We start from the raw sequence: 13185 nt of genomic DNA, 5'->3' as shown, positions 1-13185 counted from the left end.
GATTACTCTAAATCCTTTATTGTTTCAGTTAGGTGTAGTTGCAATTTCGTCGTCTGCATACGGGTCGCGATGACCCAGTTCTGCAAGCAACGTTCGTTCCAGTGCTTCCATTTCTTCGGCTTCGTCATCGTCTATATGGTCGTAACCCAAGAGATGCAAGCAGCCGTGGATGACCAGATGGGCCCAGTGGGCTTCAAGTTCCTTGCCTTGTTCCTTTGCTTCACGCTCGACCACTTCGACGCAGATAACAAGATCCCCCAGCAACGGGATATCCAGCAGCTCATCGGGTACGTCGGCGGGAAACGACAGCACGTTGGTTGCGTAGTCTTTTTGTCGCCAGGTGTGATTCAGTTCACGGCCTTCGGGCTCGTCCACCAGGCGAATGGTCAGTTCCGAGTCGGCGGTGCGCTGGCGCAGGGCCAGGGTGCACCACTGGCGGAACTGTTCTTCGCTGGGGGCGGGCGCTTCAGTGGCCAGTTGCAGGTCAAGCTCAAGCATCGCGGCGAGTGTCCTTGGCCGGTTGGTCGTCGCGGTGGTCGAAGCGCTCGTAGGCTTCGACAATGCGCTGCACCAACGGGTGACGTACCACGTCTTTGGGCATGAAGTGGGTGAAGCTGATCCCCGGCACGTCCTTGAGCACCTCGATCACCTGGGCCAGGCCCGATTTGGTGCCTTTGGGCAGGTCGACCTGGGTGACGTCGCCGGTGATCACGGCCGTGGAGCCGAAGCCGATCCGGGTGAGGAACATTTTCATCTGCTCGACGGTGGTGTTCTGGCTTTCGTCGAGGATGATGAAGCTGTTGTTCAGCGTACGACCGCGCATGTAGGCCAGCGGGGCGATTTCGATCACCTGGCGCTCGATCAGCTTGGCCACGTATTCGAAGCCGAGCATCTCGTAGAGGGCGTCGTAGAGCGGGCGCAGGTACGGGTCGATCTTCTGGGCCAGGTCGCCGGGCAGAAAGCCCAGTTTCTCGCCAGCTTCCACCGCCGGGCGCACCAGCAGGATGCGTCGCACCTGCTCGCGCTCCAGGGCGTCGACTGCGCAAGCCACGGCCAGGTAGGTCTTGCCGGTACCGGCCGGACCGATGCCGAAGTTGATGTCGTTGCCCAGAATCTCTTTGACGTAGCGCTGCTGATTCAAGCCGCGAGGGCGAATCATGCCTTTCTTGGTGCGCAGGGCCACGCTGGCTTCGGCCACCGGGTTATTGGCCAGGTCTTGCACCGCGGATTCCTGCAGGTACAGGTGCACCGTTTCCGGCGACAGCTCGCTACCTTTGGTTTCCCGGTAGAGGCGGCGCAGAAGGTTTTCTGCCGAGGTGGTGTGTTGGGGTTCACCAATAAGCTCGAATTGATTGCCGCGGTTGCGGATCTCGATGCTCAGGCGTTGTTCGATCAGGCGCAGGTGCTCGTCGAACTGTCCGCACAGATTGGCGAAACGGCGAGCCTCAAAGGGCTCGAGGAGAAAACGATGTGGTTCTATGGGTGCGTTCAAGGTCGCTTTTAGCCGCCCTGGGGCAATTAAGATGAAATCAAGGATAACGCCAGCAGGCTGCGTGCGAAAGCACTTATATATCCCGGACCCGCTCTCAAGAACAAAGGCGATCCAGTGTGGGAGCTGGCTTGCCTGCGATGAGGCCGGCACGTCCAAAAGAGAGGCTGCCTGTTATATCGCTATCGCAGGCAAGCCAGCTCCCACATTTGATCTTCATTTGCCTTGAAAACCGGGCTCTCAGTTAACCAGCGAGCCGCGCAGCGAGTGCGGTTGCGCCGCGTCGATGTGCACGTCGGCGAACTGCCCGATCAGCGTCGGATTATCGCAACGGAAGTTGACGATCCGGTTGTTCTCGGTCCGGCCCTGCAATTCGCCAGGGTCCTTTTTCGAGTAGTCGGTGACCAGGATGCGCTGGGTCGAACCCACCATCTGTCGGCTGATCTCGAAACCCTGCTGGTTGAGGCGGTGTTGCAGGGCGTTCAAACGCTCCTTCTTCAACGCTTCCGGGGTTTCGTCGAGCAGGTCGGCCGCCGGGGTGCCCGGGCGCTGGCTGTAGACGAAGGAGTAGGAGAAGTCGAAACCGACGTCTTCGATCAGCTTCATGGTCTGCTGGAAATCTTTCTCGGTCTCGCCCGGGAAGCCGACGATAAAGTCCGAACTGATGCAAATCCCCGGGACTGCCGCACGCAATTTTCGCAGTTTGGATTTGTATTCCAGGGCGGTGTGGTTGCGCTTCATGGCCGACAGAATGCGGTCCGAGCCCGATTGCACCGGCAGATGCAGGTGTTTGACCAGCTCCGGCACTTCGGCGTGGGCCTGGATCAGGCTGTCGGAGAACTCCAGCGGGTGCGAGGTGGTGTAGCGGATCCGCTCGATCCCGTCGACGGCAGCCACCACGCGGATCAGCTCCGCGAGGTCAGCCAGGCGCCCATCGTGGGTCTGGCCGCGATAACCGTTGACGTTCTGCCCCAGCAGGGTCACTTCGCGCACGCCGTTCTCGGCCAGGTGGATGATCTCTGCCAGCACGTCGTCGAACGGGCGGCTGACTTCTTCGCCGCGGGTGTACGGCACCACGCAGAAGGTGCAGTACTTGCTGCAACCTTCCATCACCGACACATACGCGCTCGGGCCGTCGATGCGCGGCTCGGGCAGGTGGTCGAATTTTTCGATTTCCGGGAACGAGACGTCGACTTGCGGCAGCTTGGTGATGCGGGCGGCGTCGATCATTTCCGGCAGGCGGTGCAGGGTTTGCGGGCCGAAGACCACGTCGACATACGGTGCACGGTCGCGGATGGCGGCGCCTTCCTGGCTGGCCACGCAACCGCCGACGGCGATCACCATGTCCGGGTTGGCCAGTTTCAGCTCGCGCCAGCGGCCCAGCTGCGAGTAGACCCGGTCCTGGGCCCGCTCGCGGATCGAGCAGGTATTGAGCAGGATCACGTCGGCATCTTCGGCGCGGGCGGTGACTTCCAGGGCCTGATGTTCACCCAGCAGATCGACCATGCGCGAGCTGTCGTACTCGTTCATCTGGCAACCGTGGGTTTCGATGTAAAGCTTCTTGGCCATGGGGGATCGTCAACTGGTGGTAAAGAACCGCGCATTATAGGGGGCATGCCGATAGGTTCCTAGCACTGTGCATCGGACGCCATGCTATAGTTCGCGCCCTCTTTTATATCCCCCGATGTGTTACCCGCCCACCATGACCAAACGTGAAGCTCCAATCTACAAGGTGATTTTCCTTAACCAGGGCCAGGTGTTCGAAATGTACGCCAAGCAGATCTATCAAAGTGATCTGTGGGGCTTCCTGGAAGTGGAAGAGTTCGTCTTTGGCGAGCGCACACAGCTGGTCGTCGACCCGGGCGAGGAAAAACTCAAGGCTCAGTTCGAAGGCGTGGTGCGCAGTTTTGTGCCGATGCATTCGATTGTGCGCATCGATGAAGTCGAGCGCCTGGGGACGCCGAAAATCAGCGAGGCCCGGGGCATGAGCAACGTCATGCCGTTTCCGATGCCGATGCCAGAGAAGTAAGACCGTGAATGTTCCCATGCCATGCATGGGAGCAATTCCTCAGCGTGAAGGATCCGGCAGTGGCGAGAATGGCGAGCTGCCATCTGCACTCTGCAGTTCCTGCAGGTAGTTGCGGAAAATCTGCCCCAGTACCTGGGTCGCCACTTCCAGTTCGTCGCGCTGCATGTGCTCGGCCACTTCGTCGGCCGTGTCCAGCGCATCTTCGGCGCCATTGACCGCCGCCATTTTCAGCACGATATACGCCTGAACGTTATTGGCTGGTACGCCTTCGCCGTGGAAGAACATGGTGCCCAGCTGGAATTGCGCCTGGGCGTGGCCCTGCAACGAGGCTTTCTCGAAGTAGTTCAAGGCTTTGTTGAGGTCGCGTGCGGGGTTTTTACTGTCGTAGAAGTACTCGCCCAACTCGTATTGCGCCTGCGCATCCCCGCCATCGGCCTGTTTCTGGCACGCGCTCAGGGCTTCGGCCTGGCTTTCTGGCTGGGTATTGAGGGTGCAACGACCCATCGCTGGGATTAACAACGAGTTGCCGCCTGCCTGGGCAAACGCCAGCAGCGGCTGAAGGAGCAACAGGCAGCCCAGAACCAGGGTGCGGCCGGTGCGTTTCATGGGAATCGACTTACCTCTGACGGGGCGCGGGACCCACGGGGGGATCCAATAAGCGCGCATTATGAAATAAGCAGGCACCTGCTTACAAAGTCTTTACTCGTTTTTCTGCTGCGTGGGCAAGTTATCTGCCGGATTGCAGGTGAATTCTCGGAAAAAGACGGAAATATCTGTAAGCAAAGTAGCAAATCTGACGCCGCCAGGGGCGACGTCAGGTTTTTGAGGCGCTTATTTCAAGGCGGCGAAGGCGCGTTCAGCGGCGTCGAGGGTCAGTTTCAGCTCGGCATCACCATGGGCAATCGAGGTGAAACCGGCTTCAAAGGCGCTCGGTGCCAGGTACACGCCACCTTCCAGCATCAGGTGGAAGAAGCGCTTGAACAGATCGGCATCGCTGCCCATCACGTCGTCGAAGGTGACGATGTCGTCGGCGCCGCTGAAGTACAGGCCGAACATGCCGCCCGCCTGGGTGGTCACGAACGGAATGCCAGCCGCGTCGGCGCGCTGTTGCAGGCCGTCCAGCAGGCGGGTGGTGTAGTCGGTCAGCTCGGCGTGGAAGCCCGGGCGGCTGATCAGGCGCAGGGTGGTCAGGCCGGCGGCCATGGCCAGCGGGTTACCCGAGAGCGTGCCCGCCTGGTACACCGGGCCCAGTGGCGCGATGTGTTGCATGATTTCTCGCTTGCCGCCGAAGCAGCCCACCGGCATGCCGCCACCGATGATCTTGCCGAAGGTGCTCAGGTCCGGCGTCACGCCGTAGTGCGCCTGGGCGCCGCCGAGGGCAACGCGGAAACCGGTCATCACTTCGTCAAAAATCAGCACCACGCCGTGCTTGTCGCACTGTTCGCGCAGGCCTTCCAGAAAGCCCGGTGCCGGCGGTACGCAGTTCATGTTGCCGGCTACTGGCTCGACGATGATGCAGGCTACTTCCTGGCCGACTTCGCTGAGCATCTGCTCGACGGCGGCGATGTCGTTGAACGGCAGGGTCAGGGTGTGTTTGGCAAACGCGGCCGGCACCCCGGCGGAGCTCGGTACGCCCTGGGTCAGTGCGCCGGAACCGGCCTTGACCAGCAGGCTGTCGGAGTGGCCGTGGTAGCAGCCTTCGAACTTGATGATGCTGTCGCGGCCGGTGAAACCACGGGCCAGGCGAATCGCACTCATGGTGGCTTCGGTGCCGGAGCTGACCATCCGCACCATCTCCATGGACGGCACGATGGAGCAGACCAGGTCTGCCATCTCGGTTTCCATGGCGGTGGGTGCGCCATAGGACAGGCCGTGTTGCAGTTGCTGGCGTACTGCATCCAGCACGTCCGGGTGGCTGTGGCCGAGGATCATCGGGCCCCACGAACCCACGTAGTCGACGTAACGCTTGTCATCTTCGTCAGTGACGTAGGCGCCTTCGGCATGCTTGAAGAACAACGGGGTGCCGCCAACGCTCTTGAACGCTCGCACGGGGGAGTTCACACCGCCGGGGATGTGTTTCTGGGCATTGGCAAACAGGGTTTCGGAACGGGACATGATCGTGTTCTCTGAATTCAAGATTTTAGAAGATCGTTAAAGGCGCGGGCGCGGCGGGTGACTTCCTGGGTGCTGTCGGCACCAAACAGGCCGTGCACCACCGCCAGCAGGTCGGCACCGTGGGCCACCAGTGGTTCGGCGTTTTCCAGGGTGACGCCGCCGATCACGCAGATCGGCAGGTGCAACCGCGCGCGGGCCTGGGCCAGCAGTTCAACGGTGGCCGCCGGGGCGCCGGGCTTGGTGTTGGAGTTGAAGAAGCGGCCGAAGGCGACGTAACTGGCGCCCTCTTTGGCGGCCTGCTCGGCCAGCTCGATCTGGCTGTGGCAGGTGGAACCGATGATCGCCTTGGAGCCCAGCAGTGCACGAGCCGGGGTCAACGGGCCGTCGGTCTGGCCCAGGTGTACGCCGACGCCGAGGCGCGCGGCCAGTTCGGCGTCATCGTTGATGATCAGTTGTGTCTTGTAGCGCGAGCACAGCTCACGCAGCTTTTCGGCTTCCCGCAGGCGGCGCGCTTCGTCGCTGCTTTTATCGCGGTATTGCAACAGGGTCACGCCACCGTCCAACGCCGCTTCGACGTAGGCGAGGAACTTGCCGGCCAACAGTTGGCTGTCGGTAATGGCATAAAGGCCACGTAGTTTCATCGGACAGGCCTCTTGGTGTTACGAGCAGAAATCCAACGGCAGACGACGAGGCACGAATTGCCCCTGGCCGAGTTGTTCAGCGTCACGCAGGGTGCGCCAAGTGTAGTTGAGGGCTGATTGCACCGCGCTCACCAAACCTTCGCCCTGTGCCAGCCGACCGGCCAGCGCGCTGGCCAGGGTGCAGCCGGAACCGTGATAACTGCCGGGCAGGCGCTGGCAGGTAAAGGTCTGGTGCGTGCCGTCGCGGCTGTAGAGGCGGTTGTGCACTTCGTGCTCGTCGCCATGGCCGCCGGTGATCAGCAGGTGCTTGATGAACGGCAGCAGCCTGGCGGCGCATTCGTCCGCCGTGCCTTCGGGCAGTTCAGCGAGGATGCGCGCTTCGGGCAGGTTTGGCGTGGCGATCAGCGACAGCGGCAACAGCCGTTCGCGCATGGCATAGCCGACTTCGTCCTTGCCCAGGCTACCGCCGCCACCGGCACGCAGCACCGGGTCGCAGACCACCGGCAGATGCGGGTGCGCCTGGAGCAGTTCGACCACAGTGTCGACCATCTCCAGGGAACCGAGCATGCCCAGTTTCACCGCCGCGACGTCGGAGTCGCCGAGCACGGCGTTGGCCTGGGCCAGCACCCACTCGCGGTCCAGCACGCGGAAATCGCTGACGTTGACGGTGTTCTGCACGGTCAGCGCGGTAACGGCCGGGGCCGCATGACAACCCTGGGCGAGCAGGGCTTCGATATCTGCCTGCAAGCCGGCGCCACCACTGGGATCATGGCCGGAGAGACAGAGGACAACGGGGCGAGAGCTGTAGATATTCATGGTGCGCGAGCTTACCACCAAACGCTTTTTGGGTGGCTGTCGGACGATGGTTGAATTTTTAGCGGAGGAGTCGGACGAAATGGCTGTTTGCTATCATGCGCAAATACAGGTCAAATACTCTGTAATGCCCGTTCTAGAGCCTTTCAAAAAATTATTTCAATGGTGTCTTTTGGCCTGTAATGGCTATGCTAGAGTGGATCCAAACCAATAACTGTATCGCCGGTATACGTCTGCTCAAAAGGAATGGAGGCTTTTGACATAACCGGACAGGTCACGCTGGGGCTCTATGCGCTATTTGCTGATGTTACTGTTGAGCGGGCTGCCGATGCTGGCCGGCGCAGTCGAGTTCAACGAGACCACCACGCGGTTGCCCCTGGGCCAAGTGATGCAAGTGCTTGAAGACCCAAGTGGCGCCCTGACCATTGGCGATATCAGCTCGCCGGTCCTCGCCAGTCGCTTCAAGACCCATGACAAAGCCACCCTGAATGCCGGCTATTCGCGCTCGGTGTTCTGGCTCAAGCTCGACCTGCATTACCGTCCGACAATTCTGGATGTCTCGCGCCACTGGCTGCTGGAACTGGCGTATCCGCCGCTCAACCAACTGGAGCTGTACGAGCCCGACAGCGTCGGCAACTATCGACTGGTCTCGCGCACCGGCAGTAGCCTGCCGTTTTCCAGCCGTGAAATTCGCCAGAGTAACTACCTGTTCAAGCTCGACTTCGCACCGGACCAACGGGAAATCCTGTACCTGCGCCTGCAAAGCCAGGGCTCGATCCAGGCACCGCTGACCCTCTGGTCCACCACCGCGTACCTCGAAGAACAGCCGCTGCGCCTGTACGTGCTGGGCGTGATCTACGGCGTGCTGCTCGGCATGCTGGTCTACAACCTGTTCATCTACCTGAGCGTGCGCGACACCAGCTACCTCTATTACATCCTCTATATTGCTTCGTTCGGCCTGTATCAACTGTCGGTCAATGGCGTGGCCGTGCAGTACTTCTGGCCTGATAACCCGTGGTGGGCGAATGCGGCGGTGCCGTTCCTGATCGGTTCGGCGGCGCTGTTCGGCAGCCTGTTTGCCCGCAGCTTCCTGCACACCGCGCTTTACAGTCGCTGGATCAACCGGCTGTTACTGGCGCTGGCGGTCAGCGGTGCGGCGGTGATGGTGCTGGCGCTGTTCACCAGTTATGCATTGGCCCTGCGCCTGGCCACCGGTTTGGCGCTGGTGTTCACCGTGACCATCTTCGTCGCGGCCATCAAGGCCTGGTACTGCGGCCAGCGGATGGCGCGTTACTTCATCATTGCCTGGACTGCGTTCCTGCTGGGCGGGGTGGTCAATACGATGATGGTGCTGGGCTACCTGCCCAATGTGTTCCTCACGATGTACGCCAGCCAGATCGGCTCGGCACTCGAAGTGGCCTTGCTGTCCCTGGCCCTGGCCGACCGCATCAATGCGATGCGTGAGCAGCAGGCGCAAATCCTGTTTGATGCCAGCCAGAAACTCGAAGTGCTCAACACCCAACTGGCCCACAGCAACCAGCTCAAGGATGAATTCCTCGCCACCTTGACCCACGAACTGCGCACGCCGATGAACGGCGTGATCGGCTCCCTGGAGTTGATGCAGACCGAGCCGCTGCAAGGCGACCTCGCCCAGTATCACCAAACTGCCGCCGGCTCGGCCCGCGAGATGATGCGCATGGTCAACGGCATTCTGACCCTCACCGAACTGCAGGCCGGGCGCCTCAGCCCGCAACCCGAGGTGTTCAGCCTGCGTGGCGTGCTCGACACCTTGCGCCAGCAGTTCGCGACCAGCGCCCAGAGTAAGGGCCTGGAGTTTTCGATCGACCTGGCGGATGAGCTGCCGGACCGCATCAACGCTGATCCCGGCAAGTTGGCGCAATGCCTGGATTGCCTGCTGGACAACGCCTTCAAGTTCACCCACGAAGGTTCGGTGCGTGTTCGGGTAGTCGGCGTGCCCCAGGCTGACGGGACGTTGCGCCTGACCTTTATCGTGACCGACACCGGCATCGGATTCGCCTACCTCGATGAAGCAACCCTGTACCAGCGCTTCTTCCAGCTTGATGGCTCGACCACGCGTCGGTACGGCGGCATGGGCATCGGCCTGGCAATCTGCCGGCAATTGATCGAATTGCTCGGTGGGCGCCTCACCCATAATTCCGAGCCGCGGCGTGGCAGCCGCTTCCAACTGGAGCTTGCGGTCAGCCCGCTCCCGCCGGAGCCCGCGCCCGTGCGGCGAGCACCCCAGGCACAACGTACACCGCAGGAGTGCGCGGTATTGCTGGTAGACGACAACGGTGTGGCGCAATTGGTGGTGCGCGGCATGTTGCTCAAGCTCGGTTACCGCGTGAAAACCGTCGACAACGGGCCGGCGGCCCTGGCGCTGTTGCAAAGTAACACCTTCGATGCGGTGCTGCTGGACGTGCCGGAGGGCGGGTTTTCGCTGTGCTGCCAGATTCGTGCATTGCCGGGTTGTGGAGAGCTGCCGGTGATTGCCCTGAGCAGCTCGGCGCAAACCCCCGAGCGAGACCATTGCCACGGTGTTGGCGTGACGGATCGATTGGCAAAACCGATTCGATTTGATGCCTTGCAGGCGATGTTGCATATTCGGTTGCTGTCGACGGAAAAGGGCGAAAGTGCCGACATTTAGGCATTTATCCCCTTTTTCTTTCTGTTGTGGTGGTGCTTAACTCAGAAACAGGCCTTTGAATCAGCAGGCCAACTTTTTCGAGGAGGCTGCCATGAACCTGCACCAGTTCGCCGAAACCCACGACGTCACCAATCAGCCACCGTCCCTGGACGGCACCAACCTGTACCGTATCGATTTGCCCCTGCAAGACTGGTCCCGGCGTTTTGGCGCCGGCTGGGCAGAGCAGCGCATCGATACCTATGGTGCGCTGGCGGGCGGGCCGCTGATGGAGGCCGGTTTTTTGGCCAACCAGAACAAGCCGGTGTTCAACAGCCACGACCGGTTTGGCCATCGCATCGACCTGGTGGAGTTTCATCCGGCGTACCACGAACTGATGCGCGCCGCCGTCGAACATGGCCTGCCGTCGTTGCCGTGGGCTCATCCGCAATCCGGCGCCCACGTGGCCCGCGCCGCGATGACCTACCTGCACAGCCAGGCCGAAGCCGGCACCGGCTGCCCGCTGACCATGACCTTCGCCTGCGTCCCGGCCCTGCGCTTGCAGCCGGACCTGGCTGACACCTGGCTGCCGAAAATCCTCGCCACCGAATACGACCCACGCAACGTCGGCATCGCCCACAAGGCCGGCGCGACCATCGGCATGGCCATGACCGAGAAACAGGGCGGCACCGACGTGCGCGCCAATACCACCCGCGCTTACCCGGTGGGCGCCGGCGGCCCGGGCCAGGCGTATGAGCTGGTGGGGCACAAGTGGTTCTGCTCGGCGCCGATGTGCGACGCCTTTCTCACCCTGGCGCAGACTGACAAGGGCCTGACCTGTTTCCTGCTGCCCCGGCACCGCCCGGACGACACCCGCAATGAGTTCTACATCCAGCGCCTGAAAAACAAACTCGGCAATTGCTCAAACGCCTCCAGCGAAGTGGAGTTTCGCGGTGCGCTGGCCTGGATGATTGGCGAGGAAGGGCGCGGCGTACCGACCATTATCGAGATGGTGGCCATGACCCGTTTCGATTGCATGGTCGGCTCCAGCGCCCTGATGCGCCAGGCGCTGACCCAGGCCAGCCATCATTGCGCCCATCGCCTGGTGGGTGGCCGGGTTCTCAGCGAGCAACCGCTGATGCAAAACGTGCTGGCCGACCTGGCCCTGGAAAGCGAGGCGTCCCTGGCCTTGAGCATGCGCATGGGGCGCGCGCTGGACCATCTGGATAACGAGCAGGAGGCCAAATTCGCCCGGCTGGTAACGGCGGTGGGCAAATATTGGATCTGCAAACGTGCCCCGGCGATGATCAACGAAGCCGCCGAGTGCATGGGCGGTGCCGGGTATGTGGAGGACAGCATTTTGCCGCGTCTGTACCGTGAGGCGCCGGTCAACTCGACGTGGGAAGGTTCCGGCAACGTGCAGTGCCTGGATGTGCTGCGGGCCTTGTCGAAAGAGCCGGGCGTGTTGGAGGCATTGTTTGTCGAGCTGGGGGATGGCCATGGTTACCAGCACCTGGCACGGCATATCGAACAACTGAAGTCGGCGTTCATGGACACCCAGGACATCCAGTACCGTGCCCGGCAACTCACCGAAGACATTGCGGTGGCGTTGCAGGCCAAGCTGTTGCTGGAGGCAGGCAATGCCTGTGTGAGTGATGGCTTTATCGCCAGCCGGCTGGGTGAGTCGTCGGGCCGGGTGTATGGCACCTTGCCGCGGGGTGTGGATGTGGAGGCCATTGTCGCCCGGTCGACACCTCTGTTTTCCTGAATAAACACGGTCAAAATGTGGGAGCGGGCTTGCTCGCGAAGGCGGTGGGTCAGCTAATACAGGTGCTGGCTGACCCACCGCCTTCGCGAGCAAGCCCGCTCCCACATTGATCGCATTCCAATTCCGGTGTTCCAGTGCGCCAGGGATACAGGCAAGATGAAGGCCTGCAAGTCAGAACACAGGATGCTTACCGTGACCGAAGCTTTTGTTGTCGTTCAAACCGCCGAAGAAGCCGTGGATCGGCTGGCGGCTCTCCATGAGCGTGCTACCGGCGCGCTCAATCAAGCCCTCAAGCGCTACCTCAAAGACCGCGTCGAACCCGATGCCGAACAACGTGCGCTGTTTCGCTACCCGGAACTTCGCCTGACCTACCTGGTGCAGGGCGAAGTCCCTCAGACCACCCGGGCATATGCCAAGGTCCAGTTGCCGGGGACCTACAGCGTCACCGTCACCCATCCGTCAGCCTTCCGCAAATACCTGCTGGAGCAACTGGTGCCATTGATGCACGACTTCACCGTGACGGTAGAAGTGGGCGTCAGCCAGCAGAACATTCCCTACCCGTACGTGGTGGAGCAGGGCGACGAACTTGCCGGCTCCGGCGTGACCGCTGCCACGCTGGCGCGGGTGTTCCCGAGTACCGACCTGTCCGCTGCCACCGATGGCATTGCCGATGGACTCTACGACTGGGAAAACACCGACCCACTGCCATTGGCGTTGTTCGACGCCGCCCGCGTCGACTTCTCCCTGCGCCGCCTGGTGCACTACACCGGCAGCGACTGGCGCCATGTGCAGCCATGGATTTTGCTGACCAACTACCACCGCTACGTTGACCAGTTCATCGTGCACGGCCTGGAACAACTGCGCAGTGACCCGCGTTTTATCCGCATGGTGCTGCCGGGCAATGTGATCATCGACAAGAGCATGGACCACGGCGAAGCGTCTGCCATTGCTGCGGGCGTGGTCTGGCACCGTTACCAGATGCCGGCCTACCACTTGCAGGCCAGCGATGGCCACGGTGTGACCCTGGTGAACATCGGCGTCGGCCCGTCCAACGCCAAGAACATCACCGATCACCTGGCGGTGCTGCGCCCGCATTGCTGGCTGATGATTGGCCACTGCGGCGGCCTGCGCCAGTCCCAGACCATCGGCGACTACGTGCTGGCTCACGCCTACATGCGCCGCGACGGGATTCTCGACCGGGTAGTGCCGCCGAACATCCCGATCCCGGCCCTGGCCGAAGTGCAGATGGCCTTGCAGCAGGCGGCCGCCAACGTCACCGGCGAAAAGGGCGAAGAGCTGAAAAAGCGCCTGCGTACCGGCACCGTGCTGACCTACGACGACCGCAACTGGGAGCTGCGCTGGGCCCAGGAACGGCCGCTGATCAACCTGTCCCGCGCCGTGGCCGTGGACATGGAAAGCGGCACCATCGCCGCTCAGGGCTACCGCCTGCGGGTGCCGTACGGCACGTTGCTGTGTGTGTCGGATAAACCGCTGCACAGTGAGATCAAGCTGCCGGGTTCGGCCAACGCGTTCTATGAGCGTGCGGTCAGCCAGCACTTGAAGATCGGCATCGAGGCGGTGGACCTGTTGCGCACTGAACTCAACTCGCTGCACTCGCGCAAACTGCGCAGCTTCGACGAGCCGCCGTTCCGCTAAACGGTTGGGATGGTTATTTAACGGTCAGGC

Annotated in this window: 11 protein-coding genes; 4 read left to right on the top strand and 7 right to left on the bottom strand. The window is 61.7% G+C overall.

Going from position 1 to position 13185, the window contains the following annotated elements; genetic code table 11:
* Positions 1 to 24: 24 nt before the first annotated feature.
* The 3 genes from ybeY to miaB form a co-directional block, all read right to left on the bottom strand.
* The gene (ybeY, locus tag JFV30_RS25135) at positions 25 to 498 is read right to left on the bottom strand and encodes an rRNA maturation RNase YbeY (protein ID WP_003215452.1); all 474 of its coding nucleotides are present in this window, start codon (positions 496 to 498) and stop codon (positions 25 to 27) included.
* Positions 491 to 1492 carry a PhoH family protein gene (locus JFV30_RS25130; RefSeq protein WP_010174798.1) on the bottom strand — a complete coding sequence of 334 codons (1002 nt, stop codon included), beginning with the start codon at positions 1490 to 1492 and terminating at the stop codon, positions 491 to 493. Before JFV30_RS25130 ends, ybeY begins: the two co-directional genes overlap by 8 nt.
* Before the next feature lie 237 nt (positions 1493 to 1729).
* On the bottom strand, positions 1730 to 3058 hold the full coding sequence (gene miaB / locus JFV30_RS25125) for a tRNA (N6-isopentenyl adenosine(37)-C2)-methylthiotransferase MiaB (protein ID WP_010174799.1): 1329 nt from the start codon (positions 3056 to 3058) through the stop codon (positions 1730 to 1732).
* Positions 3059 to 3191: 133 nt separating this feature from the next.
* Between miaB and JFV30_RS25120 the strand changes: the two genes are divergently transcribed.
* On the top strand, positions 3192 to 3518 hold the full coding sequence (locus JFV30_RS25120; RefSeq protein WP_003215457.1) for a DUF1820 family protein: 327 nt from the start codon (positions 3192 to 3194) through the stop codon (positions 3516 to 3518).
* A 39-nt stretch (positions 3519 to 3557) separates the two neighbouring features.
* On the opposite strand, the gene JFV30_RS25115 is transcribed toward JFV30_RS25120, so the two are convergent.
* From JFV30_RS25115 to JFV30_RS25100, 4 genes are all read right to left on the bottom strand, one after another.
* Positions 3558 to 4124: a tetratricopeptide repeat protein gene (locus JFV30_RS25115; RefSeq protein WP_010174800.1), complete on the bottom strand. Its 567-nt coding sequence runs from the start codon at positions 4122 to 4124 to the stop codon at positions 3558 to 3560.
* Between the two features lie 225 nt (positions 4125 to 4349).
* Positions 4350 to 5633 carry a glutamate-1-semialdehyde 2,1-aminomutase gene (gene hemL, locus JFV30_RS25110; protein WP_010174801.1) on the bottom strand — a complete coding sequence of 428 codons (1284 nt, stop codon included), beginning with the start codon at positions 5631 to 5633 and terminating at the stop codon, positions 4350 to 4352.
* A 17-nt stretch (positions 5634 to 5650) separates the two neighbouring features.
* Positions 5651 to 6274 carry a thiamine phosphate synthase gene (gene thiE / locus JFV30_RS25105; protein ID WP_201125445.1) on the bottom strand — a complete coding sequence of 208 codons (624 nt, stop codon included), beginning with the start codon at positions 6272 to 6274 and terminating at the stop codon, positions 5651 to 5653.
* Between the two features lie 18 nt (positions 6275 to 6292).
* A complete protein-coding gene (locus JFV30_RS25100; protein WP_010174803.1) occupies positions 6293 to 7090 on the bottom strand; it encodes a hydroxymethylpyrimidine/phosphomethylpyrimidine kinase in 798 nt (265 codons plus the stop codon).
* A gap of 286 nt (positions 7091 to 7376) precedes the next feature.
* Here JFV30_RS25100 and JFV30_RS25095 point away from each other — a divergent pair, with 286 nt between their 5' ends.
* The 3 genes from JFV30_RS25095 (at position 7377) to amn (ending at position 13155) form a co-directional block, all read left to right on the top strand.
* A complete protein-coding gene (locus tag JFV30_RS25095; protein WP_201125444.1) occupies positions 7377 to 9755 on the top strand; it encodes a hybrid sensor histidine kinase/response regulator in 2379 nt (792 codons plus the stop codon).
* 91 nt (positions 9756 to 9846) lie between these two features.
* Positions 9847 to 11499 carry an acyl-CoA dehydrogenase family protein gene (locus tag JFV30_RS25090; protein ID WP_201125443.1) on the top strand — a complete coding sequence of 551 codons (1653 nt, stop codon included), beginning with the start codon at positions 9847 to 9849 and terminating at the stop codon, positions 11497 to 11499.
* 156 nt (positions 11500 to 11655) lie between these two features.
* Positions 11656 to 13155, top strand: coding sequence for an AMP nucleosidase (amn, locus tag JFV30_RS25085; protein WP_177325013.1), 1500 nt, complete (start codon positions 11656 to 11658; stop codon positions 13153 to 13155).
* The last annotated feature ends 30 nt before the right edge of the window (positions 13156 to 13185 follow it).

The sequence above is a fragment of the Pseudomonas sp. TH32 genome (assembly GCF_016650855.1).
Classification (GTDB): Bacteria; Pseudomonadota; Gammaproteobacteria; order Pseudomonadales; family Pseudomonadaceae; genus Aquipseudomonas.
Note: the sequence above shows the minus strand (reverse complement) of the source record. Positions and strands in the feature narration are given on the sequence as shown.